Raw genomic sequence first — 26,426 nt, 5'->3', positions numbered from 1 at the left:
GGCGTGGCCTGCCCGCCGCAAGCCCCGTGCCCGCGCTACTGGCCGGCAGGCCCCACGTTGCGGCGCTCGGCCACGTCGGCCCCCAGGCGCTGCGCGAATTGGTCGAGCGGGATCTGGCCCAGGTCGACGCCGCCGCGAGCGCGCACGGCCACTGCACCCGCCTGCCTTTCTTTATCCCCTACTACCAGAATATAGGGAAGTTTTTGCAGGCTATGCTCCCTGATTTTATAGGTGATCTTTTCACCGCGCAAATCTGCAAACGCCCTAAACCCTTGTTTTTTCAGGGTTTGCGCGACACTTTCGGCATAGTCGGCGGTCGCCTCGGAAATATTGCACACCACTGCCTGCACCGGTGCCAGCCACGGCGGCATCGCGCCGCCGAAATGCTCGATCAGCATGCCGATGAAGCGCTCCATCGATCCCAGGATCGCCCGGTGCAGCATGACCGGCGTCACGCGGCGGTCGTTCTGGTCGACGTATTCGGCGCCCAGCCGGCCCGGCATCGAAAAATCCACCTGGATCGTGCCGCACTGCCAGTGGCGGCCGATGGCGTCCTTCAGCGTGTATTCGATCTTCGGGCCGTAGAAGGCGCCGTCGCCGGGGCTCAGTTCGTACTCGCAGCCGGAGCGGCGCAGGCTTTCGATCAGCGCGTGCTCGGCCTTGTCCCAGACTTCGTCGGAGCCGATCCGGCTTGCCGGGCGCGTGGCCACCTTGTACAGGATCTCGGAAAAGCCGAAGTCGCGGTAGACGCGCTGCAACTGGGCCGTGAAGGCCACGCATTCGTCGAGGATCTGGTCTTCGGTGCAGAAGATGTGGCCGTCGTCCTGCGTGAAGCCGCGCACCCGCATCATGCCGTGCAGCGAGCCCGACGGCTCGTTGCGGTGGCACTGGCCGAACTCGCCGTAGCGCAGCGGCAGGTCGCGGTAGGAATGCAGGTTGGCGCGGAAGATCTGCACGTGGCCCGGACAGTTCATCGGCTTGAGCGCGTAGTGGCGGTTCTCGGACTCCGTCGTGAACATGTTGTCGCGGTAGTTGTCCCAGTGGCCGGTTTTTTCCCACAGCGAGCGGTCGAGGATCTGCGGCGCCTTGACCTCCTGGTAGCCGCTGTCGCGGTACACGCCGCGCACGTACTGCTCGACCTGCTGCCACAGGGTCCAGCCCTTGGGGTGCCAGAACACCAGGCCGGGCGCCTCATCCTGGAAGTGGAACAGGTCCAGCTCGCGCCCCAGCCTGCGGTGGTCGCGCTTTTCGGCCTCTTCCAGCATCGTCAGGTAGGCGTCCTGGTCTTCCTTCTTCGCCCAGGCCGTGCCGTAGATCCGCTGCAGCATCTCGTTGTTGCTGTCGCCGCGCCAGTAGGCGCCGGCCACCTTCATCAGCTTGAACACCTTGAGCTTGCCGGTGGACGGCACGTGCGGGCCGCGGCACAGATCGATGAAGTCGCCCTCGCGGTACAGGCTGATGGTCTGGTCGGCCGGGATCGAGGCGATGATCTCGGCCTTGTATTTTTCGCCGATCGATTCGAAGAAGGCCACGGCGTCGTCGCGCTTCCATTCCTCGCGCACGACGGGCTCGTCTTTCCTGGCCAGTTCGGCCATCTTGGCTTCGATCGCGGCCAGATCTTCGGGCGTGAACGGGCGCGAGTACGAAAAATCGTAGTAGAAGCCGTTGTCGATGACCGGGCCGATGGTGACCTGGGCCTCCGGGAACAGCGACTTGACCGCGTAGGCCAGCAGGTGCGCCGTGGAGTGGCGGATCAGGTCGAGGCCTTCGGGATCCTTGCCCGTGACGATGGACACCCGGGCGTCGCGGTCGATGACGAAGCTGGTGTCGACCAGCGACGGCGGCTGGCCGTCGAAGCCGACCTTGCCCGCCAGCGCGGCCTTGGCCAGCCCGGCGCCGATCGATGCCGCCACGTCGGCGACGGTCACCGGAGCCGGGAATTCTCTCTGGGAACCGTCGGGCAGCGTAACCTGGATCATGGGAAACCTCGATGGGAAGGAGCGCCGCCGGCGTGGCACGGTAAGGAAGCGGACGGCGCGGGAACGGGCGACATGGGAACGATGGGCGAAAAAAAAGCGGCCCGGGCCGCATTCTTTCGTTCTTCAGGCTGCTGGACGTACGCCGCGAACGACGGACGGCCAACCCGGAAATGAGCGCGACTCAGGCGACCGATTTCCCGGTGGTAGTTCGAAAATCGAGCGCCGGCAGGCTGGCCGTCATGCTTGAAGAATCCCATCTGGATGGCTGAACGCGCCGTACCTGGGCAACCATCGGATGAGGGCACGATCGCCCGGGAACCGATGGTAGGCGCGATTGGATTCGAACCAACGACCCCCACCATGTCAAGGTGGTGCTCTAACCAACTGAGCTACGCGCCTACGGGTACAGCAGCAAAGATCGTAATTCTAACCGTAATTCGTTACGTATGTCAAAACAGGCAGCGCAGGCGCGGCCGCCCCGCCCCCGCCCTATTTGCGGCAGGCTTCCAGCACGCCGTTGACCTCGCGGATGCCCGCCAGCGCGCGGTCCAGGTGCTCGGCATCGCTCACCTCGGCCGTGAACATCATCCGCGCCTGCATCTGCTTGCTCTGGGTATTGACCCCCACCACATTGATGCGCTGCCGCGCGAATACTTCGGAGATGTCGCGCAGCAGGCCGTGGCGGTCGGAAGCCAGCACGACGATGTCGACCGGGTAGACGGACTCGCGCGTGTCGCCCCAGGTGACGTCGATCACCCGCTCGGGCTCGCGCGCGGCCAGGGCACGGAAGCTCTTGCAGTCGTGGCGGTGGATCGACACGCCGCGGCCGCGGGTGACGAAGCCGACGATGCGGTCGGGCGGCGCCGGCCGGCAGCACTTGGCCAGCTGGGTCAGCAGCGAATCGACACCCACCACCAGCACCCCGCCCTTGCCCGCGTGCGCGGCGCTCTCGGGCAGGCTGGCGCGTTCGAGCAGCTGCGGCGTGGGTTCGGGCTCGGGCGCCGGGGCCTCGAACGCGCCGGCCACCTGGCGCAGGCTGAACTCGTCCTTGGCCAGCGCGATGTAGAGGTCTTCGGTGCAGGCGAAGCCGAGCTGCTGGGCAAGCTGGTCGAGATTGGCGGCCGTCTTGCCCAGGCGCTGCAATTCCTTTTCCAGCATCGCCTGGCCTTGCGCGATGCGCTCCTGGATGTCGATCGCGTTGAACCAGGCGCGCACCTTGGCGCGCGAGCGCTGGCTGGCCAGGTAGCCGAGCTGCGGGTTGAGCCAGTCGCGCGACGGGCCGCCCGACTTGGCGGCAATGATTTCCACCGTCTGGCCGGTGACCAGCCGCGTGTTCAGCGGCACCATCGCGCCGTCGACGCGCGCGCCGCGGCAGCGGTGGCCCAGGTCGGTGTGGACCTGGTAGGCGAAGTCGACCGGCGTGGCGCCGGGCGGCAGCTCGATCACGCGCGCCTGCGGCGTCAGCACGTAGATGTTGTCGTCCAGCGCGTCGAGCGCGGCCGGGCCGAGCTCGTCGTCCACCTGGACGTCGGACTTCCAGGCCAGCAGCTGGCGGATCCAGCCCAGCTTGCGGTCGTAGTCGGAATCGGCCGCCACCTGGCCGCCCTTGGCGCCGGCTTCCTTGTAGCGCCAGTGCGCGGCCATGCCGAACTCGGCGAACTGGTGCATTTCCTGAGTGCGGATCTGCACCTCGAACGGCCGGCCGTCGTCGTCGTACACCACCGTGTGCAGCGAGCGGTAGCCGTTGGGCTTGGGCCGGGTGATGTAGTCGTCGAATTCGTTGGGCACCGGGGTCCACAGGCTGTGGATCAGGCCGAGCGCGGTGAAGCAGGTGCGGATGTCGTCGACGATGATGCGCAGGGCGCGCAGGTCGTACAGCTGCGCGAAATCCATGTGCTTGGTGCGCATCTTGTTCCAGATGCTGTAGATGTGCTTGGGCCGGCCGGTCACGTCGGCCTTGATGCCGGCGGCCGACAGCGCCGCCTGCACGCGCTCGATGGCATGCGCTATGAAGGCCTCGCGCTCGACCCGCTTTTCTTCCAGCAGGCGGGCGATTTCCTTGTAGCGCACCGGTTCCAGGAAGCGGAAGGCGGTGTCTTCCATTTCCCATTTGATCTGCCAGATGCCCAGGCGGTTGGCCAGCGGCGCGTACAGATCGAGCGTTTCGCGCGCCAGCGAGGCCGGCAGCGGCACCTTGTGCTGGGCGTGCCAGCGCAGGGTCTGCAGCCGCGAGGCCAGCCGCATCAGCACGATGCGCAGGTCGGCCGCCATCGCCAGCAGCATCTTGCGCAGCATTTCCGACTGCGCGCCGCTGCCGGCCGAGGAATCGCTGGCGTCGCGCGTGACCTGGCCGAGCCGCATCAGCGCCCGGTAGCCGCGCACCAGGCGGCCCACCTCGGCGCCGAACTGCAGGGTGACGGGATCCTTGGCGGAGACGGCGAGCTCGCGGTCGGTTACCGCCATCGCCAGCAGCGCGGCCATGCGCGTGTGGCCGTCGACCTGCAGGCCGGCCAGGATCGCCACCAGCCCGGCGGCGTGGTCGGCCAGCGATTCGCCCTCTTCTTCTCCCGCCTGTCGCGCATAGCGCGGCAGCGCCCAGGCCAGCGCCTGGCGCAGCTCGCCGCACGCGGACGCCGACAACCCGGCGTCGGCCAGGCTTTGCCAGGCTTCGCCGAACGGCGCAGGAAAGATCGCCTGCGCGGCGGGAACCGAATCGTTCATCGTCTTACACTTCAGGTTGCGCCATCCGGCCAGCCCCCGCGGGCCGCGTCTGGCGCTGGCCGCATCGACCAGGAAAGATATATGTTGGGATGGCTGTTTGCGCGTGGCGCATCGAAAGCCGCCGCCGCGCGGATGCAGGCGCGCATCACCCCTGAATTATGGACCCAAACCGTTGCCGCGCATGCGTTTCTGCAGCGCCTGGACGAGGGCCGGCTCGAACGCCTGAAGGAACGCACGGCGTGGTTCCTGGCCAGCAAGACGATGACGGCCGAGGGCGGGCTGGTATTGAGCGACGAGATCCGGCTGTCGATCGCGGTGCAGGCGGCGCTGCCCATTCTCGAACTGGACCCGGCGCTGTACGAGGGATGGAGCGAGGTGATCGTCTATCCCGGCGGCTTCCTGATCCCGCGCACCGACCAGGACGAGGACGGCGTGGTGCACGAATACCTGCAGGAAGCCGCCGGCGAGGCCTGGGACGGCGGGCCGGTGGTGCTGTCGTGGGAAGACGCGGCCCCGCGCCCGGCCGACGGCGGCTGGCGCGGCGGCTTCAATGCGGTCATCCATGAGTTCGCCCACAAGCTCGACCTGGCATATGGCGGGGCCGACGGCATGCCCAGCCTGCACGCCCACCCGGGGTTGGCGGCGCGGCATTGGCGGCGCGTGCTGGACGATAGCTTCGGGCGCTTCGTGCGCCAGCTCGAAGAGGTCGAGGCGTCGATCCCGCCCGACGTCGATCCGGAATCGGACGCGGCCGACGCCTGGTACGACGAATTGCCGCTGGATCCCTACGCGGCGGCCGACGAGGCCGAGTTCTTCGCGGTCAGTTCCGAGGCGTTCTTCGTGCATCCCTGGCCCTTGAAGGAGGCCATGCCGGATTGGTACGGGCTGCTCAAGCAGTATTACCGGCAGGATCCGCTGGCGGAAGGCTGATCGCGGCCGGACGCCTGCGCGCCACGCAAGCGTCCGCCGGGGCCCGCCGGAGCGGACGGGCGCCCGGCCTGCCCGGCCTCATGGATTCTTCAGGAACGCGCGCTTGACGAACGGCAGCCACTTGTCGTTTTCGCCGTCGACGTAGGCGGCGAATTCCGCGCGCGGCAGCACGAAGGGCTGCAATCCTTGCGGCTGGTAGCCGCGCAGCAGATCCGGATCCTTCGATATCGCGCGCAGCGCGTCATTCATGCGTTCGAGGATGGAAACGGGCGTGGCGGCCGGCGCGAACAGCCCCGTCCAGGTCACTGCTTCCATGCCTTGCAGGCCCGCCTCGGCCAGCGTGGGCGTGTCGGGCAGCAGCGGCGAGCGCTCCCTGGACGACACCGCGATGGCCCTGATGCGCCGGTCCTTGATGAAGGGCAGCGCGGCGGAAATCTGCTCGATGCTGAAATCGACTTCTCCGCTGGACACCGACACCACGGTCTGGGCGTTGCCCTTGTACGGAACGCTGGTCCAGGCCACGCCGGTGCGCTCCTGGATCAGCTGGCTGAGCAGGTCGTTGGTGCTGCCGGTCCCGGCCGAGGCCATGAACAGCTTTCTTTCCTTGGCCAGCTTCAGCAGCTCGTCCATGCCCCTGGCGGGCAGCGCGGGATTGGCGACCACCACGATGGGCGTGAACGCCACCGGGCCGGCTACCGCGAAGTCGCGCTTCCATTCGAAGTCTTTCTTGCCGGCGATGACCGGGGCGAACAACAGGGGCCCGTTGCTGCCCACGAAGAACGTATAGCCGTCCGGCGCGGCGCGCGAGACCTGGTCGGCCGCGATCGCGCCGCCGGCGCCGGGCTTGTTGCTGACCACCACCGGTTGCCCCAGCACCTTCTGCAGTTTTTCGCCGATCAGGCGGGCGATGATGTCTACGTTGCCGCCGGGGGCGAACGGCACCACCAGCTGAACCGGATTGCGCGGCCAGTCCTGGGCGGCGACGCCGCCGCCCATACAGGCCATCGCGATCATTGCCAAAAGACGTTTCACGATTGTCTCCTCGTTATTGTGTCCGGCCGCTGCGCTAGGCCGGCGGCAGCTCTCGTCTCAGGTCCGCATCGGCGACCCGCCTGCCGATTTCCTTCAGCAATTCCGCATCGAGATCGGGCCTGGCCGCCCGCGGGGCGTCCAGCACCGTGTTCTGCGTCCTCGTCCGCAGCCGCTTCACGCCGTCGCGCGCGATGCCGGTGGGGTCGCGCCCGGCCTGCACGGCCCGTATCTCGCGGCGCAGGTGGTCGCGGAACAGGATGACGCCGCGGTCGCTGACGGCCAGGTTCTCGTAGGCGTGGATGTTGATGGGGCCCTGGCTGGTCATCGCGTCGTAGTCGCCCGGATGGCGCTGACGCTCGGCATAGGGGCGGTCGTTGGCCTGCCCGAAGGCGCGCACCTTCTGGTAGTCCTTCAGCGGCGCGCGCTCGTCTTCGAGCAGCAGGTAGAAACGCTTGGTGTTCCCGTCGTCGATCGGCACGGCCCAGATGATGGTGAACGGGCCTTGCGACACGCCGGCCTTCGCGCCTTCCTGGTCGTCCGGCGGGATCAGCGACATATTGCCCAGCATCAGGTCGACGATCCGCACCCACACGCGGTCCCCCACGCGGCGCGACGCGATGTAGTGCACGCCGTCGTCGAGCTCTCGGAACTCCAGTTCCGGCACGATGCCCATTTCTTCGGAAAAGCCGCGCTGCTTGCCGCTGACCAGCACGTGCAGGAAAGCGGTGTGCACCGGGTCCATGCCGTTTTCCTGGATCTGCAGCCAGTTGCATTCCATGATCCCGGTCCGCGCGGGCGCGGCCTCCACATGGATATGCTCGAAATCGTACACATCCAGCAGCGGGAACGGGGGTTTCTTGTCGGGCGGCCCCATGTACGCGAAGATCATGCCGTGGAACACGAAGGTCGGATAGGCGCCGTGCACCACTTCGCCGCCCAGCGGCGCGCCGCCGGGCGTTTCCAGCACGGTGCCATCGATGTCGTACTTCCAGCCGTGGTAGAAGCAGCGCACGCCCCGCTTCTCGATCACGGCATATTCCAGCGACGCGCCGCGATGGCTACAGTGCAGCGCCAGCAGGCCGATGTTGCCTTCCTGGTCGCGGAACAGGGCCAGGTCTTCGCCCAGGACGCGGATGCGGGTCGGCACGTCGCCCAGTTCCTCGACGAAACCGACGGGCTGCCAGAAACGGCGCAGGTATTCGCCGGCCGGCGTGCCGCGGCCGACCCGGGTCAGTTCCGCGTCTTCTTCGTATCCGCCCGTGGAAAGATAGGCGCCCCAGCGCGGCAAAGCTTGCTTGCTCATATCGCTCCTTCATGGTGATGGACGAGCCTGCCACGCCGTGGCCGACCGGCGATGCCGGCGTGCATGCGCTGTGCGCAGCGCGCAGCCAGGCAGGGCGTGTCGCCGATTTGAAACCCTTGCCACGCCTTTGCTCAAGGGATGTAATACAGTGTTCGGCATGCGCACATTTGGCGGACACGGCCGCCGGGCCGTGCCCTGCCGCCGGCCACACGAGGGATTCCGCCGATGCAATCGAAAGACTTCGTCGCCTCGCTCGAGCATGGCCTTGCGGTCATGGAAGCGTTCGACGCGACCCACCCTCGCATGACGCTTTCCGAGGTCGCGGCCCGCACCGGCCTGACCCGGGCCGCGGCGCGGCGCTATCTGCTGACGCTGGCAAAACTCGGCTATGCCGACTACGACGGCAAGCATTTCCGGCCGGCGCTGCGCGTGATGCGGCTCGGCTACAGCCTGCTGTCGACGTCTCCCCTGCCCTTGATGGCGCAGTCCATACTCGACGAACTGGCGCGCGAGACCGGGGAAGTCACGTCGCTGGCCGTGCTCGACGAGCGGGAAGTGGTATTCCTGGCCCGTTCGCAGAGCCAGCGCGTCCTCATGCCGACCATAGGCGTGGGAACGCGCCTGCCGGTGCATAGTTCGGCGTCGGGGCGCGCCATCCTCTCGCAGAAGAGCGACGCGGAGGTCCAGCTGCTGCTGGGCCATCTGCCCATCGCGGCCTGGACGCCCAAGACCGAACTGGACCCGCGCGCCATCCTGCGCCATGTCCAGCGCGCACGGCGGCTGGGCTACGCGATCAGCGAAGAGGAACTGGAACTGGGCGTGACCGGGCTCTCGATTCCCGTGCCCAGCCTGCGCGAGCGCCACCGGATCGCGCTCACCGTCAGCACCTCGGTCTTCAGGATGGGGACAGAGGAAATGATCGAGCGCTTCCTGCCGCCACTGCGCGACGGCCGGGACCTGCTGGCGCCCATGCTGTGAGGCGCGCCTACGCGCGCGGCTGCCGGATCCGCTTGGCCGCCAGCCTCAGGCGGGGCAGGATGTCTTCAGTGGCGCGCCGGCCGGCGTCGCGGTCGACCACCAGGCTGACGTTGAGCGCCGCGATCGCCCTGCCCGCGCCGTCGGCCAGCGGCACGGCGATGCCGCAGTAGTTTTCTTCGTATTGGCGCGAGGTCAGCGACCAGCCCTGGCGCCGGGCAGCCAGGATCTGTTCGCGCAGTTCGGCCTTGCCGGTGATCGAGAACGGCGTCACCGGCGAAAGCTCCACCTGGTCCAGGTAGGCGTCGAGATCGTCATCGGGCAGCGCGGCCAGCAGCAGGTGGCCGATGGAATGGAGGTGGGCCGGCACCCGGCTGCCGATGCTGGAATCGAAGGTCAGGAAACGCTTGGCCGGCACGCGCAGCACGAATACCACCTCGGTGGCGTCGAGCACGCCGATCGACACCGTTTCATTCAATTCGTCCGACAGGGCTTCCAGCACCGGATACGCGGCGGCCCAGAACGGCAGCGCGCCCAGGTAGTGGTAGCCGAAGGTCAGCACGCGCGGCGTCAGCGAGAACTTCTTGCCGGCCTGTCTGGTGTAGCCCAGGTGGGTCAGCGTCAGTACCGCGCGGCGGGCGGAAGCGCGGTCCTGCCCGGTTCTTTCGGCGATGTCGGCGATGCTCAGCTCGGGGGTGTCCACCGTGAACGCATTGAGCACCGCCAGGCCCTTTTCCAGCGATTGCAGATAGGCATCCTTGCGCAGGAGCGGCGCGGGCGTCCGCTTGCCGCCCGCCGGCGCCGCGGCGAGAGACGTCCCCTCGGCGGCAGCGCCGCCGCGCGGCGGCGAACGTGGGGGTCTTTTCTTGTCGGCGGTCATCGAAGCGTCGGGCGCGGCTTGCGGAGACAGGATTGTACGGGAACCCGCAAGCCGGGCGCGGCCGCGCAAGGCATCAGGCCAGGTGTTCCAGCACCCGCGCCAGCGTCTTGTCGCGATGCTCGCGCGCGGGGTTGTGGCCGCAGCGCGGGAATACGGCCAGTTCGCAGCCCGGGATGTGGCGCAGCAAATAGACGGCGTTGTCCTCGTACGGGCACGGCCGGTCGTCGCGGCCGTGGATCAGCAGCACCGGCGCGCGGATCCGGCCCAGCTGCTCCGGCGACAGGCGCGCCGAATCCAGCAGCGCTTGCCTGTCGCCCTCCATCATCGCGCGGAAATAAGGACCCGCGTCGCCGTCGCGCAGCGTCGCGAATCGGCCAGCGACCAGATCGTCGGTGACGGCCGCCGGGTCGAACATCGAGCCCAGCATGGCCGCCTTCAGCTCCGCTTCCGACGACGGGAACTGCCAGAAGGCATCGAGCGCGGGGTTGACCCTGTGCTGGCCGCCGCCAGTGCCGGTGGCCACCATGCTCGACAGCAGGCCGGTTTCGGCTGCCAGCCGCAGCGCGATCGCGCCGCCCATCGAATGGCCCCAGGCACGGATGGCGGCCTCGCCCGACCGCTCGGCGATGCGGGCTGCGGCGAACGCGGCCTGCCGCACCCATAGCTCGAAGTCGAACAGCGGCGCGGCAGTCTTGCGAGCCGAGGCGCCCATGCCGATCAGGTCGATGCCATAGACTTCGAAACGCTCGGCCAGGGCATCGAACACGCCCGAGAAATTGGCCGGGATCGAGGTACCGGGCCCGATGCCGTGCAACAGCAGCAGCGCCGGACCGCGGCCGCCGCGGTAGACGCGCATGTCGTAGTCTTCGAACTTCCAGTCTTCGGTTCGCATCGCTTGCTCCTAGGCGACCACCGCATCGTGCAGGTCCGGCAGCAGCCGGCACGACGGTTCGATGGGCCGCCCGGCGCGCACCGTCAGCCACGGCAGCAGCCGTTCCGACACGGCCAGCGATTCGCCCTGCCCGTCCATGAACTGCCAGGGCTCCTGCACCACGTCGAGGACCGACACGTCGGCCAGCGACCCCGGCGCCAGCGTTCCGATTTCGTGCGCCTCTCCCAGTACCTGCGCCGGATGCAGCGTGGCGCGCCGGATCACCTCGGGCAGCGGCATGCCCAGGCCCCACAGCCGGCTCATCGCGCCCAGCAGGCTGTAGTCGAGGATCGATACGTCGTGGTAGCTGTTGAAGTCGCCGTGGAGATCGCTGCTGATGGTGTGCGGGTAGACGCCGCCGGCCATCATCATGCGGGCGATGCGATAGCTGAAGTTGACCCCGTAGCCTATGTCGAAATGGATGCCGCGAGCCAGGGCCTCGCCCACCAGCGGCGGTATCTCGCTGCCGGCGCCGACGATGCCGTCGGGCATCGCGCTGTAAATGTGCGCCATGGTGTCGCCCGCCTTCAGCAGGGGCAGCACGGCCGCCAGCACGGTGTCGGGCTCTGGGCGGCGGTCTTCCATCACCGGGAACAGCTCGCCCGTGTGCACGTACAGCGGCACGCCCGCCTTGCGGCCGGCGGCGGCGGCGGCCTCCAGCACCTGCGTGCCCCAGTGCGACAGCGCCCCCGACTCGCCGTGGCATTTGATGCCCTTGACCAGGCGCGGGTGGCGGGCGATGAGCGCCAGCAGCGAGGGCTCGTCGGTCATGCCGGGGTTGTGCAGCACGTCGCCCTTCATGCCGCCCATCAGGGCGCCGGCCACGTTGACCGAGACGAAGGCGCGCACGTCGGTCTGGGACTTGTCGATCACGTGCGCCTTGAAGCCGCCGAAGGTCCAGGCGCCGCTGCTGCCCTGGTCGACCACGGTAGTGACGCCGGCATGCACGCCGGCCTCGTCGGCGCAGACGCCGAAGTTCGTCACCCATTCGTAGACGTGCACGTGCAGGTCGATCAGGCCGGGACAGACCAGCTTGCCGGCGGCGTCGATGCGGCGCGCGGCGCGCGGCGCCAGGTTCTTGCCGACGGCGGCGATGCGGTCGCCGGCGATGGCAACGTCGGCGACGGCGTCCAGGCCGCTGGCCGGATCGATGACCCGGCCGCCGGTGATGACGAGGTCGAACCCTGCCGCCGGCTCCGGTTGGGGGGATGATGAAAACGATTGGTGCATCGAGGTCTCCGGCCCCGTCCGCGCGGACGGGGCATGTGTCGAATCGGCGCGGCCGGCGTGCCGGTCGCGAACGTCGGAATGGCGGCCCGGGACCCCGCGGGCGCGGACCATGCCGCATGGCCCCCGGGGTGCGGACCCGGCGGCCGCGGTCAGTCGACCCGCAGCCCCGCCTTGTCGGCCACCGCCTTCCAGCGCAGGTTCTCCTGCCTGACGTAAGCGGCGAATTGCGCCGAATCGCGGATGTCGGGTTCGGCGCCCACTTTGCGTAGCGCCTCCTGCATCTGCGGTTCGCCGGCCATCCTGACCAGCATGGCCGACAGCTTGTCGACCACGCCCTGCGGTGTGCCGGCCGGCGCGAAGAAGCCGAACCAGCCGCGCACCACGAAATCGGGCATGCCGGCCTCGGCCGAGGTCGGCACCGACGGCGCAGCCGCCGAGCGGGTCGGCGAGGTGACGGCCAGCGCCCTCAGCTGGCCCGACTGCACATAGGGCAGAAGCGCAGGCAGGTTGTCGATCGTCATCTGGATCTGCCCGGCCACCAGGTCGACCACCGCGGCCGACGTACCTTTGTACGGAATGTGCGTGATGTCCACCCCGGCCTGGGACTTCAGCAGTTCGCCCGCCATATGGGCGGTGGTGCCGTTGCCGGCGGAGCCGTAGTTCAGCTGGCCGGGCTTGCTGCGCGCCAGGGCTACCAGCTGGCTCAGGTTGGCGGCGGGCAGCGACGGATGCACGGCCACCAGGTTGGGCACCGATGCCACCGAGGCCAGCGCGACGAACTGCTTTTCCACGTCGTAGGGCACGGTGGAGATGTGCGGACTCATCGACAGCGGGCCGGCCGCGCCCAGCAGCAGCGTATAGCCGTCGGGCGCCGCCTTGGCTACCATGACGCCGCCGATGGTGGCGCCGGCGCCCGGCTTGTTGTCGACCACCCACGGCTGGCCGGTGGCGGCCGCCGCGCGCTCGGCCACCAGGCGGGCCACGATGTCGCTGGCGCCGCCGGCAGGGAATGGCACGATGACGCGCACCGGCCGGCTCGGATACGACGCCGCCGGATCCTGCGCCTGCGTCGCGATGGAGAATGTGGCGGCCAGTGCGCCGAACAGCATGAACAACGGTTTCATGGCGGGAAGTCCTGTTCAGAGAGGAATCACTATCAGCATGTCGATCAGGGATGCGTCGCAGACCACCGTCCGCGACTTCAGCCTGGGCCCGCCGTCGTCCACCAGCAGGTCGTCGTAGTAGCCGCACAGAAAGGGTTCGGACTGGCGCGCGGCCATCGTGCGCATCACCATGAAAGCGGTCTTCACCCGCAGGCCGCCTGGCTCGCGGCCCAGCACGCGCGGCAGGCTCAGCACATGGCGGTAGGTGTGGGGCTCGAACACGTTGGCCGAGGTCAGCGCATAGATGCGATCGCGCATCATCGGCTTGCCGATGCAGTCGATCATCCCGGCCGGGTAGCCCTTGCTGCGGTTCTCGGCCGTGGTTACGCTGTAGCGGGCATCGTCGGTGAAGAACGACGGCCATTCGTCGAAATGCCCGTCGTCCAGGCTGTCGCAATAGGCGGTCAGGAAGTCGGCCAAGGTGTCGCGGTCGAAGGCCGGCCGGCCTGCAAGCAGGGCGCTCATTGCGGGTCTCCCATGCAATCCCGGTAGGCTTTCCAGAAGCCGCGCACCGCGGTTTCGGTCACGCGCGACTGCACACTGGCGACTTCGTCGCCGCCCATCCGGATGACCGCCTTGTCACCGGGGGCCGCGTGGCGGATGCCGCGCTGGATGAAGTTGCCGATGATGCCGTCCTCCAGCGAGACCAGCCCGGCCGGACCGACCAGGTTGGCCTGCTTGATGCGGGCCAGGTGGCGCTCCTGGTCGTCGTCCTGGGCGCCCAGCAGGATCCAGACCAGTTCGCATTCGCCCGGGCCGCGCGGGATCAATTGCCGCACCGCCAGTGAATTGCCGATCTGCTGCATGATCAGGTTGGGAAAGACCGACGTAATCGAGCTGACGATGCGATCGTCGAATTCCTTGAACTGCTTGACCATGCTCGGATCGGCCAGCTTCGTGCCGGACTGCAGCGCGCGATTGCCGTTGTAGGCGGCGTCGTCGAACGACTCGACCGATTCGGTATAGCTGATGCTGTTCCACTGGTTCTCGCTGATCGCCATGCCACCTTCCATGTCGAGCCGATTCAGGCGGAACGTGGTGAAGAACACGTGCAGCAGGCTCGCGTGGTACGAGTCTCGCGTGTTCTCCATGTACAGCTTCCAGTTGTTGTGCATCTGCTGGCGATAGGTGCCGATGATCTTCATCGGCCGCCCGATCGTGCGCCGGATGTGGTGCCGCACGCGGCTGCCCAGGTATTCCTCGATGGCGGGAGGCGAGGGATCGAAGCTGGCGAAGATCAGCCCGGCGAAGATGGCTACCGACAGGCGACGCAGGCCGTTCCGGGCATAGTCGAAATCGGCCGGCAAGCCGCCCTTGCCTCGCACTCCATTGGCAAACGCCACGCGCTCCAGGTCGCCTTTCAGGTCGTATACCCAGTTGTGGTACGGACAGCTCAGCGTCTTGGCCGTGCCTTCCTGCTGGAAGCAGATCAGCGAACCCTTGTGGGCGCAGCGGTTGACCAGCACGCGGATCTCGCCGTCCTCGTCCCTGAGGACGATCACCGGGGTGCTGCCGACCCAGGTCGTCTTGAAGCTGCCAGGGCCGGCGAGCTCCAGATCCAGCCCGACATAGACCCAGGCGCGTCCTTCGAAAATGCACCGCTGCTCCCGGACCTCGATATCGGGCGCGGTATGCAGCGCATAGGGGACCCGTGCGACATCGAGTTGGGCGATGTCGCGGGGCGAGAGGGTGGCTGTGGCAGTCATGGCCTTCTGCTCTGAGGAAACGGACTCCCTACAGAGCAGCAACCATGCCACCGGGTCTGTGAAGACCCAGTGGGAATGCCCTAAGGCATTGATTGCTCGGGACTTATTTTTTCGCGGTGCGGCAGGCGGCCTGCCCGGCGGATGACTTGGGCAGGGCAGGCCGGCACGGCGGGAGCCATTCTTTGCACCAAACTGGGTTTTTATGTTCTATGAATAAACATCACCGCACCTTAAGTGCACATTTAGAACCCTACACAACAAAATGTTCTAATATAGAACAATTACTCAGATCGCGGCGGTGACGACGATTTCGACCTGGTACTGCGGTGCGGCCAGGCGCGCCTCGACGGTGGCGCGCGCCGGCGTATCGCCCTGCGGCACCCAGGCGTCCCACACTTCGTTCATCGCGCCGAAGTTGGCCATGTCGGCCAGGAAGATCTCGGCGCGGATGATGCGGGTCTTGTCGGAACCGGCTTCGGCCAGCAGCTTGTCGATCTCGGCCAGCACCTGCCGGGTCTGGCCGGCCACGTCCTGGCTGGGATCGGCGGCCACCTGGCCGGCCAGGTAGGCGACGCCGTTGTGGACGACCATCTCGGACATGCGCTTGCCGGTGGCGTAGCGTTTCAGGGTCATGGGATTCCTCGGTTTCGTGGGGGTTGGCGGCCGCGGGGATGCGGCCGCGGAGGCGCGATCTTGACACAAGTCGCGGCAAAGGACGGTCAGTCGCCGGCCAGAAGAAAGCGGCGGGCGAGCCCGATCTGGTCTTCGTGCATGAAGGTAGGCGCGTGCCCGATACCCGCGATCTCCACCGTGTGGGTATGCGGGTTGCGGGCCGCCATCTCCGCCACGGTGTCGCGCCCGAGCAGATCGGACTGCGCCCCGCGCACCACCAGGATCGGGCAGGCGATGCTTGCGTATCCCTGCCACAGCGTCGTTTCCGCGGCGGCCAGCACTTCCGGCGCCATCGGCCGGAAAACCACCGCGATCGACGGGTCGTAGTGCAGCGTCCACCTGCCCTGCCCGCCTTCGGCCGGGCGCAGCGCGAAGCGGTTCAGTTCGCTCCATTCGTCGTCGGTGTGCGGGCCGAACGACGCATGCACGGAACGCAGATAGGCCAGCGCCGCGTCGACGCTGTCGAATTCGGGATGGCGGCCCACGTATTGGCCGATGCGGGCCAGGGCGGCCGGGTCGAGCCGGGGGCCGACGTCGTTGAGGACCAATCTGGAAATCGGCGTGCCGGGCAGGCTGGCCAGGCCCATGCCGATCAGGCCGCCCATCGAGGTGCCGAACCAGTGCAGCGTGGCGGCCTGCAGGCGGGCCAGCAACGGCATCATGTCGGACACGTACTGGGGCACGGTGTAGAAGGCCGGGTCGACCAGCCAGTCGGAGGCGCCGCGGCCGGCGACGTCGGGGCAGACCACCCGGTATTCGCCGCACAGGCTGCGGGCCAGGCGGTCGAAATCACGGCCGTTGCGGGTCAGGCCGTGCACGCACAGCAGGACTTTGTCGTTGCCGGGGTCGCCCCATTCCCAGTAGGCCATGCGGTGCAGGCCGGCGGGGCTCAGGCAGGTAACGAAATCGAGCCGGGGCTGGTCGTTGCTGGCGGTCGGATGCTGCATCGCTGGCTACCTGGAAAAGTCGTTGCGCCGTCCCGGACGGGCGGACGATGCTTCATTTTATGCCTCGGCGGCCGCGTGGCGCCGCGTCAGCGGGCCTGCCACATGCGGCGCCGCCGTTCGCGTTCGCGGACCACGTTCAGCGCACCGCCGGCGGACTCGGCCACCACCGCGCCGTCGCGGTCGGTGCGGTGCACCCGGGTGCCGGCGGCCTGCCAGCGGCCGATCGCGTCGGGATGCGGGTGGTGGTAGCGGTTCAGGTAGCCGGCCTGGGCGATCGCGTGGGCGGCGTGTACCGCGGCGACGAAATCGGCTCCCGAGGCATGGCGCGAACCATGGTGCGGCATCATTGCCACATCCGCGCGCAGGCCGCCTGACTGCCGGCTGCGGCGCAGCAGTTGCCGTTCCTCGGCCAGCGAAATGTCGCCCGTCAGCAGGGCGGCGTGCCGGCGGCCCTGTATTTTCAGGACGCAGCTGGCGGCATTGCGGTCAGCGGAGTTCGCGGCCGCGGCGCGCCGGCCCGGGGACGGCGCCAATACGGTGAACCGCACGCCGTCGCGCATCCACTCCTGGCCCGCCATGCAGGGGACGAAGCGCCAGGGCCGGGCTGCTTCTTGGCCTGCTGCCGCCTCCAGGCTGGCCGGCAGGTCGTACGAGGCGGTCAGGGCATCCACCGGCAAGGCCGCCACCAGCGACGCCGCGCCGCCGGCATGGTCCATGTCGCCGTGCGAAACCATCAGCGTCTGCACGCGGCCGATGCCACGCGCCCGCAGATAGGGCCAGACGATCCGCGCGCCGGCGTCGCCGCCCGCCCCGTAGCGGGGCCCGGTGTCGTAGACCAGCGTGGCGTGCGCGGTCTCCACGACGATCGCGGCGCCCTGGCCGACGTCGAGCGCGGTCAGGCGCCAGTCGCCCGGTGCCGGGCGCGGCGGGCGCCACACCAGCGCCGGCAGCAACAGCGCAAGCGCCGCGAACCGGCCCGGCAACCCGCGCGGCTGCAAGGCCCAGGCCACGCCGGCCAGCGCCAGCGCGGTCAGCGGCCACGGCGTGGCGGCGGTCGACCACGCGGCGACGGGCAGTTCGGACAAGGCCTGCATCGGCCCCATCATCCATTCGAACACCGCATGCGCGGCGCGCGCGAGCCATCCGCCTACCGGCGCCAGGCCCGGCGTCGCGCACAGCAGCATCGCCGCCAGCGCCAGCGGCGTGACCAGCAGGCTGACCAGCGGAATCGCCAGCGCATTGGCCAGCGGCGATACCAGCGAGACCTGCTGGAACAGCAGCGCGGTCAATGGGGTCATGCCGATCGTGATCGCCAGTTGCAGGCGCGCCGCCTCGCGCAGGTTGGCGACCAGGCCCCTTGCGCGGCCGCGCCAGCCCGTTGCGCCGGCCGTGGCCGGGCGCCGCCAACGCCCTTCGGCCAGCGTCAGCAGCATCGCGACCGCGCCGAACGAGAGCCAGAAGCCCGGCGCCACCGGCGCCCATGGGTCGAGCGCGCAGACCAGCGCGGCGGCGGCCACCAGCACCCGCGAGCCGGACCACGGCAGGCGCGCGATGGCGGCGCCGGCCACCACGGCCAGCATGAAGAACGTGCGCCGCGCCGGCACGCCCCAGCCGGCGATCAGGCAATAGGCGCCGGCCACCGCCACCGCGGCGGCCGCGGCGGCGATCTGCGCCGGCGTGCGTTCCGACAGCGCCAGCCCGCGCCACGACCAGCGTTTCCATTCCGCCAACACCGCGGCGGCGGCCAGCGCGGCCAGCATCGTCACGTGCAATCCGCTGATCGACACCAGGTGGGTGATGCCGACCCGGCTGAATACCGCCCAGTCTTCGGCCGGCACGCCGGCCTGGTCGCCCATCGCCAGCGCGACGACGACCGCGCCGTAGCGCGCCCGCGCCAGGGGTTCGCGCAAGGCGCGGCGCAATCCGTGGCGGATGCGCTGGACCGCGATGTCGGCATCGGCCCAGGGCCGGTCGCCGACCAGCCGGGGCGTGCCGCGCAGCGTGCCGGTGGCACGCAGGCCACGCTCGAACAGCAAGGCCTCGTAGTCGAAGCCGTCCGGGTTGGCATTGCCGTGCGGCCGCTTGAGCACGGCCTGCGCCTGCCACAGCTGGCCCGGCAGCATCTCGGGCACGCGGCCGGGCGGCGCGTACCACGACAGCAGTACGCGCGACGGAACGCCGCGGGGCGGCTCCAGCACCAGCGCCTCGAAACGCTGGCCCAGCGCGTCGGCCGAAGGCAGCGAAGCGACCTGGAAGCGCAAGGCCAGCGGCCGGTTCTCTCGCTGCGGCGCCAGCGCGTCGGCCAGGCGCAGGTCGGCGCGGATGGCGGTCCAGCCCGCGCCCAGCGCCAGGCACAGCAGCGCTGCGCCCGCCCGGCCGGCGTTGCGGCCGGCCGTTCGCGCCCACGCGGCCAAGACGGCGCAGGCGGCCAGCGCGCCCAGCGTGACGGGCCATGGCGGCACCGACGCAAACAGGTGCGCCGCGGCAATGCCGGCGACGAAGGCCAGGAGATGAATGCGGAACATGCGCGGACCGGGACGGAAGACCCCGGCATGCTAGGCGCAAGCCGACGTTGCGGGAGGCCTTTGGGGACGGGAATGTCCTTGAGGGTTAATACGGGCCGTGGCCGGCGCTGCCGCCGACGCCGCGATGGCGACGGCCCGGCGACGACCGCGGCTACGCGCGCTGGGCCTTCACGCGGTTGCGCGCGAACGGTCTTCCTATGCGCCGCGCATGCCCGCCAACGCCCCCAGCCGCGGCAACACCCGCAAGGCATTGGCCCCGGTGCGCGCGACCAGTTCCGCCACCGGCAGGCCGCGCAGCGCGGCCAGTTCGGACGCGATGCGGGCCACCTCCGCCGGCGCGTTGCGCCGCCGCGGATTCGACAGCCACGCCGGCGGGATGTCGGGCGCATCGGTTTCCAGCACCAGGCTGTCGATCCCGCACTGCGCGGCCAGCCGCCGGATGTTGCGCGAGCGTTCGTAGGTCAGTTCCCCGCCCATGCCCAGCGCGAAGCCGCGCTCGATGAAGGCGTCCGCCTGCTGGCGGCTGCCGTTGAAGGCGTGGGCGATGCCGCCCGGCACCGGCACGCGGCGCAGGTATTTGAGCAGGATGTCTTGCGAGCGGCGCACGTGCAGCAGCACGGGCAGGCCGAGCCCGGCAGCGATCTTCAACTGGGCTTCGTAGAAGCGTTCCTGCCGCTCGCGCGCGGCGCCCGAGGCGATTTCCTCGACGAAGAAGTCGAGTCCGATCTCGCCGATCGCCACGAAGCGCGGGTCGGCCATCGCCCGCCGCGCGGCCTCGCGCAAGGCGTCGAGGTCGCCGTCGGCCGACGCCATCACCCGCATCGGATGGATGCCCAGCGCATAGCAGCCGCCGTCGAAGCCGTGCGCCAGCCCGCGCACGGCTGCGAAATTGCCCGCATCGATGGCCGGGATGACGATGACGCGCACGCCGGCTTGCTGCGCCGCGCGGATCACGGCGTCGCGGTCGGCGTCGAATTCGCCGGCGTCCAGGTGGCAGTGGGTATCGATCAGCACGCCGCCTGCCCTCCCCGCCCTACCCGGCGTCGAGCGCCCCGGCCAGCTGCAGCAGCCCGTCGGCCATGCGCCATTGGCGATCGGCCTGGGCCGCCAGTTCCACGTCGTGGGTGACGATGACGAAGGCCATTCCCAATTCGCGGTTCAGGCGCTTGAGCAGGGCGAATACCTCGCGCGCGGTATGGCGGTCGAGATTGCCGGTGGGCTCGTCGGCCAGCACGCAGGCCGGCCGGGTGACCAGGGCCCGCGCCAGCGCCACGCGCTGCCGTTCGCCGCCGGACAACTGGCCCGGGTAGTGCGAGGCGCGCGCGGCCAGCCCCACCTGTTCCAGCATTTCGGCGGCGGCGCGGCGGGCGTCGTCGCGCGTCAGGCGGCGGATGATGAGCGGCATCGCCACGTTGTCGAGCGCCGAGAACTCCGGCAGCAGATGGTGGAACTGGTAGACGAAGCCCAGGCTGCGGTTGCGCACCGCGCTGCGCTCGCGTTCGTCCAGGCCGTCGGCGGAGCGGCCGTCGACCGCGACGCTGCCCGCCGTGGGCGTATCCAGCAGGCCCAGCAGATGCAGCAGCGTGCTCTTGCCCGAACCCGACGCGCCCACCAGCGCGACCATTTCGCCGGCGTGCACGTCAAGGTCCACGCCGCGCAGCACGGCGACCCGGGCGGGACCTTCCGCGTAGGTCTTGGCCAGGCCGCGGCCGGCCAGCACGATGCGCGGCGTCGTGGCTTCAGTCATGGTGGCTTCAGTCATGGCGCAGCACCTCCGCCGGCTGCAGGCGCGAGGCCCGCCAGCTGGGATACAAGGTGGCGAGGAAGGACAGCACCAGCGAGGTGACGGCGATCGCAATAATGTCGGACAGCTCCGGGGCGGACGGCAGTTCGGTGATGAGGTAGATGTCTTTGGGCAGGAACTGGATGCCGAGCACGTGTTCGATGGCCGGCACGATGACGTCGATGTTGTAGGCCACCAGCACGCCGCCGGCCACGCCCAGCAGCGTGCCGATCACGCCGATCAGCGCGCCCTGCACGACGAAGATGCGCGCCACTTCGCGCGGCCCCGCGCCCAGCGTGCGCATGATCGCGATGTCGGCCTGCTTGTCGTTGACCGCCATCACCAGCGATGAGAGCAGGTTGAACGCCGCCACCGCGACGATCAGGGCCAGGATGATGAACATCATGCGTTTTTCGGTCTGCACCGCGGCGAACCAGGTGCGGTTGTTGCGCGACCAGTCGGAGACCGCGATCGAAGGCGGCATCAGCTCGGCGATCTGGCGCGCCACCTGCGGCGCGCGCTGCATGTCGGCGATGCGCAGCCGCACGCCGCCGATGCCGGTGTCGCGGAACAGCCGCGCGGCGTCGTCGACGTTGACGAAGGCCAGGCTGGAGTCGTACTCGTAGTGGCCCACCTCGAACACCCCGGCCACGGTGAACTGCCGCATGCGCGGCGAGAAGCCGGCCGGCGATACCGAGCCCTGCGGCGCCAGCATCAGCACCGGGTCGCCCACCGATACGCCCAGGCCGTCGGCCAGCGCGCGGCCGAGGACCACGCCGTAGCTGCCGGGCGTGAGCGCGTCCAGCGAGCCTTCGCGCATCTGGCCGGCCACGTCGGACACGGCGCGTTCGGCCTGCGGGTCGATGCCGCGCACCTGCACGCCGCGCAGCACCTGGTCCCGCACCAGCATGGCCTGCGCCGCCACGTACGGGGCGCCGGCGCGGACTTCCGGATTCTGCTTGGCGACTTCGGTCAGGTGGCGCCAGTCGGCCAGCGCGGCGCCGCGGTCGCCGCTGGCCGCGTACAGCTCGATGTGGGGGAGCACGGCCAGCATGCGGTCCCGTACTTCTTTCTGGAAGCCGTTCATCACCGACAGCACGATGATCAGGGCGGCGACGCCGAGCCCGATGCCTGCCATCGAACTGGCCGAAATGAAGGAGATGAAGCGGTCGCGCCGCCGCCCGCGGCCGGCGCGCGTATAGCGCCAGCCGACCCAGAATTCATAAGGTAGTTTCACTCGACCATTATAGGATAGGCCCACCCCTGCGCGGCCTGCGGCCGCTCCCCCTCGAGGGGCGGCGCCGGCGGACCGCCGGAGCCGGATCCGCGGCGCCCTGGATCGGGTATCGCGCGGGCCGCGGCGGGGATGATGCGCAAGGCCGGGGACAACTACAATGTCGCGATTGTGTGGCCGCCGCGTGCGGCTTTTGTCCTATCGCGTTTTCGCCTAGAGCCGCCGTGTCCGATCCGTCCGTCCTGACCCTGGTGCTGCCGGGAGCCCTGCCTTCCGCGCCGATCGCGGCCGAACTGGCCCGCCAGCTGGAGGCGCCGGACGGTCCGGCTCCCACGCTGGTGCAGTGGCTGCGGCGCGCGCGTGTCGTCCAGGCCGCGTTCGATCCCGATGATGCCGGCTGCACCGCCACCGAGGCCTGGTTTTTTGCGCGGGCGGGCTTCGCGTCGGGCCATGCCGGCCTGCGGCCTGGCGCCGCGCTGGCTTCGCTGCTGGTGCCGGACGAGGCCGCCGCGCAGGCGGCCGAACCGGTGTGGGTCGCTGAACTGGCGCATGTGCAGGTCGGCCGCGACGGCCTGGTGCTGACCGATCCGGGCGGGCTGCGGGTCGATGCCGCCGAGAGCGCGGCGCTGCTCGATAGCGCGCGCGGCTTGTTCGACGAGGCCGGTTTTGGCGTCGAACCCGCCGCGCCGGGACGGTGGCGCGTACGGCCGCCGTCCGGCGTAGGCGTGCCGGCGGCCACGCCGGCGGTCGTGGCCGGCACCGGCCTGGACCGCTGGTGGCCGCGCGATGCCGGCGCGCGGCCTTGGCGCCGCCTGGTCAACGAGATCCAGATGACCTGGCACGAGCATCCCGTCAACCTGGACCGCGAAGCGCGCGGCGAAGTGGCCGTCAACGGCCTGTGGCTGCACGGCGGCGCGCCGGCGTGGACACCGCGCTGGCAGCCGGCCCCGGCCCGGCTGGTGGGCGGTCCGCCGTGGCTGCGCGCGCTGGCCGGGCGCGCTGGCTTGCCCTGGTCGCCCGCTGGCGCCTCTGCCGTCGACGTCTCGGCCGCCAGCGTCCCGCCTGTCCATGATCCGGCCGCTCATGTCCCTGCTTGCGCCTGGGAGCCGGGCACCATCGCCGCGCTGCCCGACCTCGACGTCCCCTGCCGCGACGCCGCTTGGGCCGAATGGCTCGACGCCTTGCGCCGGCTGCAACGCGACTGTTTCGCGCCGCTGGCCCGCCGCCAGGCCGCGGGCGAACTGGCGGCGATCGAACTGGTGCTGCCGGCGGCGCAGCGCATCGTCACCGCCCGCATCGACCGGCGGCCCGCGCTGCTGCGCTGGCTGCCGGCCCCCCGACACGACTGGAAAACCTGGTGGCTCCGCCCCGCATCCTGATCCGCAACGCCGAGCCCGGCGCCCGCCGCCGCCTGGAACAGGCCGGCATCCATCCGCTGCTGGCCCGCCTGTGGGCGGCGCGCGGCGTGGTTTCGCCGGCCGACACCCGCCCCGAATGGACCTCGATGCTGCCGCCGGCTTCGCTCACGCATGCCGGCCGCGCGGCCGCGCTGCTGGCCGACGCGATCGCGGCCGGCCGGCGCCTGCTGATCGTGGCCGACTACGACTGCGACGGCGCCACCGCCTGCGCGGTCGGCCTGCGCGGATTGCGGGCGATGGGCGCCGACGTCGATTTCATCGTGCCGAACCGGTTCGAGACCGGCTACGGCCTGTCGCCGGCCGTGGTACGCATGGCCGCGGCGCACCGGCGCGGCAAGCCCGACCTCATCATCACCGTCGACAATGGCATCGCCAGCATCGACGGCGTGGAGGCCGCGCGCCGGCTCGGCATCGGAGTCATCGTCACCGACCACCACCTGCCCGGCGAGCGCCTGCCCGACGCGCTGGCCATCGTCAATCCGAACCAGCCGGGCTGCGGCTTCCCGTCCAAGCATCTGGCCGGCGTGGGCGTCATGTTCTACCTGCTGCTGGCGCTGCGCGCCGAGCTGCGGCGGCGCGGCACCTACCCGCCGGACGGCGGGCCGCGGCTGGACGCGCTGACCGATCTGGTGGCCCTGGGCACCGTGGCCGACGTGGTCCGGCTCGACGCCAACAACCGGCTGCTGGTGGCGCAGGGCCTCAAGCGCATCCGCGCCGGCCGCATGCAGCCCGGGCTGCACGCGCTGTTCGCGGTCAGCGGCCGCGCCGCGCGCGCCGCCACCACCTTCGACCTCGGCTTCGCGCTGGGCCCGCGCATCAACGCCGCCGGCCGGCTGGCCGACATGAGCCTGGGCATCCGCTGCCTGGCCACCGACGACCAGGACGAGGCGGTAGAACTGGCGCGCGAACTCGACGCGATGAACCGCGAGCGGCGCGACATCGAGGCCGGCATGCGCGAGCAGGCGCTGGCCGAGGTCGAGCACCTGGCCGCGGCGATGAACGCCAGCCTGTGCGTCACGCATCCGTCCTGGCACCAGGGCGTGGTGGGGCTGGTGGCCTCGCGCCTGAAGGACAGGTTCTGGTGCCCCACCCTCGCCTTCGCGCCGGCCGGCGACGGCGAGCTGCGCGGCTCGGGGCGCTCGGTGCCCGACGTGCACCTGCGCGACGCGCTCGATCTCGTCTCCAAGCGCCACCCCTCGCTGATCCTGAAGTTCGGCGGCCATGCGATGGCCGCCGGGCTGACGCTGCGCGAGGGCGACCTGGAGATCTTCGCGCCGGCCTTCGACGCCGCCGTGCGGGAACTGACCGGCCGCAGCCGCTTCGAGCCCGCGCTGGAAACCGACGGCCCGCTCGAACCGGACTACGCCAATGCCGAGGTCGCCACGCTGCTGGAGCAGGAGGTGTGGGGCTCCGGCTTTCCGGCGCCGGTATTCGTCGACACTTTCGTGGTCCGCAGCCAGCGGCTGGTGGGCGAACGCCACCTGAAGCTGGCGCTGGAACGCGGCCCGCAGCGCTTCGACGCCATCTGGTTCGGCCACGACGAGCCGCTGCCCCCTTCGGTGGCGGTGGCCTACCGGCTGGGCCTGAACAACTGGAACGGCATGGTGTCCGTGCAACTGATGGTGGAGCACGCAGAGGAAGCCCCGGCCGGACCACGGCCGTAGGGACCTGCTGCGCTAAACTAGCGGATTCTTTATTTCGGTTCCCCACCGCCGCCCTCCAGGATGCGGCGGATCCGGCTCCGCCGGTCCGCTCGCATGGCCCCCTGGGGGGCGCGCGCAAGCGCGCAGGGGGGGCCACACTCGAGACCGATCCCAGCATGGAAGCCGAACGCATCAACCAGCTCCAGAACCACCTCCAGGACCTGGGTGCCCGCACCCAGGATCTTCGGAGGTATCTTTGACTACGATGTCAAGGATGAACGCCTGCAGGTCGTGAACGCCGAGCTCGAAAGCGCCGACGTCTGGAACGACCCCAAGCACGCCCAGGAGCTGGGCCGCGAAAAGAAAGCCCTCGAAACGGTGGTGCTGACCATCTCCGAGATCGAGTCCGGCCTGCGCGATGCCGCCGAGCTGTTCGAAATGGCGCGCGCCGACGATGACGACGCCACGCTCGAATCCATCGCGGCCGACGCCGCGGCGCTGGAACAAAAAGTGGGCGGCCTGGAATTCCGCCGCATGTTCGCCAACCCGGCCGACCCGCTCAACTGCTTCCTCGACATCCAGGCCGGCGCCGGCGGCACCGAGGCGCAGGACTGGGCCGCGATGCTGCTGCGCCAGTACCTGAAGTACGCCGAGCGCAAGGGCTTCAAGGCCGAGGTGATGGAAGAGTCCGAAGGCGAAGTGGCCGGCATCAAGTCGGCCACCATCAAGCTCGAAGGCGAGTACGCCTTCGGCTACCTGCGCACCGAAACCGGCGTGCACCGCCTGGTGCGCAAGAGCCCGTTCGATTCCTCCGGCGGCCGCCACACCTCGTTCGCCAGCGTCTTCGTCTATCCCGAGGTGGACGATTCCTTCGAGATCGAGATCAACCCGGCCGACCTGCGCGTGGACACCTTCCGCGCCTCGGGCGCCGGCGGCCAGCACATCAACAAGACGGACTCGGCGGTGCGCATCACGCACATTCCGACCGGCATCGTCGTGCAGTGCCAGAACGACCGCTCGCAGCACCGCAACCGCGCCGAGGCGATGCAGATGCTGAAATCGCGGCTGTTCGAACTGGAGATGCGCAAGCGCATGGCCGAGCAGCAGAAGCTGGAAGACTCCAAGACCGACGTCGGCTGGGGTCACCAGATCCGCTCCTACGTGCTGGACCAGAGCCGCATCAAGGACCTGCGCACCAACGTCGAAATCTCGAACACCCAGAAAGTGCTCGACGGCGACCTCGACCCGTTCATCGAGGCCAGCCTGAAACAGGGCGTCTGAGCGGCCCGCAGCCGCCCGCATGCCCGAACGTTCCGGGCGCGACCCCGGCTCCGGCCGGCCGCGCCGCCCGCAT

At 69.6% G+C, this 26,426-nt stretch carries 21 protein-coding genes and 1 tRNA gene; 5 read left to right on the top strand and 17 right to left on the bottom strand.

The window, feature by feature from the left end; translation table 11 throughout:
* Positions 1-35: 35 nt before the first annotated feature.
* From thrS to ABD927_RS14385, 3 genes are all read right to left on the bottom strand, one after another.
* Positions 36-1,979, bottom strand: coding sequence for a threonine--tRNA ligase (gene thrS / locus ABD927_RS14395; RefSeq protein WP_345250520.1), 1,944 nt, complete (start codon positions 1,977-1,979; stop codon positions 36-38).
* Between the two features lie 322 nt (positions 1,980-2,301).
* Positions 2,302-2,378 (bottom strand) — tRNA-Val (locus ABD927_RS14390).
* Positions 2,379-2,468: 90 nt separating this feature from the next.
* A complete protein-coding gene (locus ABD927_RS14385) occupies positions 2,469-4,700 on the bottom strand; it encodes a RelA/SpoT family protein (protein ID WP_345250519.1) in 2,232 nt (743 codons plus the stop codon).
* A gap of 81 nt (positions 4,701-4,781) precedes the next feature.
* Here ABD927_RS14385 and ABD927_RS14380 point away from each other — a divergent pair, with 81 nt between their 5' ends.
* Positions 4,782-5,630 (top strand): M90 family metallopeptidase, encoded by an 849-nt coding sequence (locus ABD927_RS14380; protein ID WP_345250518.1) that lies wholly within the window; start codon positions 4,782-4,784, stop codon positions 5,628-5,630.
* Between the two features lie 78 nt (positions 5,631-5,708).
* On the opposite strand, the gene ABD927_RS14375 is transcribed toward ABD927_RS14380, so the two are convergent.
* Complete coding sequence (locus tag ABD927_RS14375; RefSeq protein ID WP_345250517.1) at positions 5,709-6,662, bottom strand: Bug family tripartite tricarboxylate transporter substrate binding protein; 954 nt, start codon at positions 6,660-6,662, stop codon at positions 5,709-5,711.
* A gap of 34 nt (positions 6,663-6,696) precedes the next feature.
* The gene (locus tag ABD927_RS14370) at positions 6,697-7,965 is read right to left on the bottom strand and encodes a Rieske 2Fe-2S domain-containing protein (protein WP_345250516.1); all 1,269 of its coding nucleotides are present in this window, start codon (positions 7,963-7,965) and stop codon (positions 6,697-6,699) included.
* A 225-nt stretch (positions 7,966-8,190) separates the two neighbouring features.
* Between ABD927_RS14370 and ABD927_RS14365 the strand changes: the two genes are divergently transcribed.
* Positions 8,191-8,943: an IclR family transcriptional regulator domain-containing protein gene (locus ABD927_RS14365; RefSeq protein ID WP_345250515.1), complete on the top strand. Its 753-nt coding sequence runs from the start codon at positions 8,191-8,193 to the stop codon at positions 8,941-8,943.
* A 7-nt stretch (positions 8,944-8,950) separates the two neighbouring features.
* Here the strand turns inward: ABD927_RS14365 and ABD927_RS14360 are convergent, their stop codons facing one another.
* The 12 genes from ABD927_RS14360 to ABD927_RS14305 all read right to left on the bottom strand — a co-directional run bounded on the left by ABD927_RS14360 (position 8,951) and on the right by ABD927_RS14305 (position 22,014).
* Entirely contained in the window at positions 8,951-9,820 is an 870-nt protein-coding gene (locus ABD927_RS14360) for an IclR family transcriptional regulator domain-containing protein (protein WP_345250514.1), read from the bottom strand.
* Positions 9,821-9,893: 73 nt separating this feature from the next.
* Positions 9,894-10,712, bottom strand: a complete 819-nt coding sequence (locus ABD927_RS14355) for an alpha/beta fold hydrolase (protein ID WP_345250513.1) — start codon at positions 10,710-10,712, stop codon at positions 9,894-9,896.
* Positions 10,713-10,721: 9 nt separating this feature from the next.
* Positions 10,722-11,981 (bottom strand): amidohydrolase family protein, encoded by a 1,260-nt coding sequence (locus ABD927_RS14350; RefSeq protein ID WP_345250512.1) that lies wholly within the window; start codon positions 11,979-11,981, stop codon positions 10,722-10,724.
* A gap of 149 nt (positions 11,982-12,130) precedes the next feature.
* The gene (locus tag ABD927_RS14345) at positions 12,131-13,105 is read right to left on the bottom strand and encodes a Bug family tripartite tricarboxylate transporter substrate binding protein (protein WP_345250511.1); all 975 of its coding nucleotides are present in this window, start codon (positions 13,103-13,105) and stop codon (positions 12,131-12,133) included.
* 15 nt (positions 13,106-13,120) lie between these two features.
* A complete protein-coding gene (locus ABD927_RS14340) occupies positions 13,121-13,609 on the bottom strand; it encodes an aromatic-ring-hydroxylating dioxygenase subunit beta (protein WP_345250510.1) in 489 nt (162 codons plus the stop codon).
* A complete protein-coding gene (locus ABD927_RS14335) occupies positions 13,606-14,850 on the bottom strand; it encodes an aromatic ring-hydroxylating oxygenase subunit alpha (protein ID WP_345250509.1) in 1,245 nt (414 codons plus the stop codon). The genes ABD927_RS14340 and ABD927_RS14335 overlap by 4 nt, the downstream gene beginning before the upstream one ends.
* 285 nt (positions 14,851-15,135) lie before the next feature.
* A complete protein-coding gene (locus ABD927_RS14330) occupies positions 15,136-15,483 on the bottom strand; it encodes a RidA family protein (protein ID WP_345250508.1) in 348 nt (115 codons plus the stop codon).
* An 86-nt stretch (positions 15,484-15,569) separates the two neighbouring features.
* Complete coding sequence (locus ABD927_RS14325) at positions 15,570-16,469, bottom strand: alpha/beta fold hydrolase (RefSeq protein ID WP_345250507.1); 900 nt, start codon at positions 16,467-16,469, stop codon at positions 15,570-15,572.
* A gap of 86 nt (positions 16,470-16,555) precedes the next feature.
* Complete coding sequence (locus ABD927_RS14320) at positions 16,556-18,994, bottom strand: DNA internalization-related competence protein ComEC/Rec2 (RefSeq protein ID WP_345250506.1); 2,439 nt, start codon at positions 18,992-18,994, stop codon at positions 16,556-16,558.
* 195 nt (positions 18,995-19,189) lie between these two features.
* Positions 19,190-20,008 carry a TatD family hydrolase gene (locus ABD927_RS14315; protein ID WP_345250505.1) on the bottom strand — a complete coding sequence of 273 codons (819 nt, stop codon included), beginning with the start codon at positions 20,006-20,008 and terminating at the stop codon, positions 19,190-19,192.
* A gap of 19 nt (positions 20,009-20,027) precedes the next feature.
* A complete protein-coding gene (gene lolD / locus ABD927_RS14310) occupies positions 20,028-20,741 on the bottom strand; it encodes a lipoprotein-releasing ABC transporter ATP-binding protein LolD (RefSeq protein ID WP_345250598.1) in 714 nt (237 codons plus the stop codon).
* A 7-nt stretch (positions 20,742-20,748) separates the two neighbouring features.
* Entirely contained in the window at positions 20,749-22,014 is a 1,266-nt protein-coding gene (locus ABD927_RS14305) for a lipoprotein-releasing ABC transporter permease subunit (protein ID WP_345250504.1), read from the bottom strand.
* A 221-nt stretch (positions 22,015-22,235) separates the two neighbouring features.
* Between ABD927_RS14305 and ABD927_RS14300 the strand changes: the two genes are divergently transcribed.
* The 3 genes from ABD927_RS14300 (at position 22,236) to prfB (ending at position 26,353) form a co-directional block, all read left to right on the top strand.
* Entirely contained in the window at positions 22,236-23,390 is a 1,155-nt protein-coding gene (locus ABD927_RS14300) for a hypothetical protein (RefSeq protein ID WP_345250503.1), read from the top strand.
* On the top strand, positions 23,369-25,093 hold the full coding sequence (gene recJ, locus ABD927_RS14295) for a single-stranded-DNA-specific exonuclease RecJ (protein ID WP_345250502.1): 1,725 nt from the start codon (positions 23,369-23,371) through the stop codon (positions 25,091-25,093). The genes ABD927_RS14300 and recJ overlap by 22 nt, the downstream gene beginning before the upstream one ends.
* A gap of 270 nt (positions 25,094-25,363) precedes the next feature.
* Positions 25,364-26,353, top strand: coding sequence for a peptide chain release factor 2 (gene prfB, locus ABD927_RS14290; protein WP_345250605.1), 990 nt, complete (start codon positions 25,364-25,366; stop codon positions 26,351-26,353).
* The last annotated feature ends 73 nt before the right edge of the window (positions 26,354-26,426 follow it).

Source organism: Pigmentiphaga soli (assembly GCF_039541095.1).
In the GTDB taxonomy this organism is placed as follows: domain Bacteria; phylum Pseudomonadota; class Gammaproteobacteria; order Burkholderiales; family Burkholderiaceae_B; genus Pigmentiphaga; species Pigmentiphaga soli.
This window is presented reverse-complemented; position numbering and strand designations above follow the sequence as displayed.

Bases quoted from the DNA above. Each gene is read 5' to 3' on its own strand.
- thrS (WP_345250520.1), bottom strand. From the start codon at position 1,979: ATGATCCAGGTTACGCTGCCCGACGGTTCCCAGAGAGAATTCCCGGCT.
- ABD927_RS14385 (WP_345250519.1), bottom strand. From the start codon at position 4,700: ATGAACGATTCGGTTCCCGCCGCGCAGGCGATCTTTCCTGCGCCGTTC.
- ABD927_RS14380 (WP_345250518.1), top strand. From the start codon at position 4,782: ATGTTGGGATGGCTGTTTGCGCGTGGCGCATCGAAAGCCGCCGCCGCG.
- ABD927_RS14370 (WP_345250516.1), bottom strand. From the start codon at position 7,965: ATGAGCAAGCAAGCTTTGCCGCGCTGGGGCGCCTATCTTTCCACGGGC.
- ABD927_RS14365 (WP_345250515.1), top strand. From the start codon at position 8,191: ATGCAATCGAAAGACTTCGTCGCCTCGCTCGAGCATGGCCTTGCGGTC.
- ABD927_RS14360 (WP_345250514.1), bottom strand. From the start codon at position 9,820: ATGACCGCCGACAAGAAAAGACCCCCACGTTCGCCGCCGCGCGGCGGC.
- ABD927_RS14355 (WP_345250513.1), bottom strand. From the start codon at position 10,712: ATGCGAACCGAAGACTGGAAGTTCGAAGACTACGACATGCGCGTCTAC.
- ABD927_RS14350 (WP_345250512.1), bottom strand. From the start codon at position 11,981: ATGCACCAATCGTTTTCATCATCCCCCCAACCGGAGCCGGCGGCAGGG.
- ABD927_RS14345 (WP_345250511.1), bottom strand. From the start codon at position 13,105: ATGAAACCGTTGTTCATGCTGTTCGGCGCACTGGCCGCCACATTCTCC.
- ABD927_RS14340 (WP_345250510.1), bottom strand. From the start codon at position 13,609: ATGAGCGCCCTGCTTGCAGGCCGGCCGGCCTTCGACCGCGACACCTTG.
- ABD927_RS14335 (WP_345250509.1), bottom strand. From the start codon at position 14,850: ATGACTGCCACAGCCACCCTCTCGCCCCGCGACATCGCCCAACTCGAT.
- ABD927_RS14330 (WP_345250508.1), bottom strand. From the start codon at position 15,483: ATGACCCTGAAACGCTACGCCACCGGCAAGCGCATGTCCGAGATGGTC.
- ABD927_RS14325 (WP_345250507.1), bottom strand. From the start codon at position 16,469: ATGCAGCATCCGACCGCCAGCAACGACCAGCCCCGGCTCGATTTCGTT.
- ABD927_RS14320 (WP_345250506.1), bottom strand. From the start codon at position 18,994: ATGTTCCGCATTCATCTCCTGGCCTTCGTCGCCGGCATTGCCGCGGCG.
- lolD (WP_345250598.1), bottom strand. From the start codon at position 20,741: ATGACTGAAGCCACGACGCCGCGCATCGTGCTGGCCGGCCGCGGCCTG.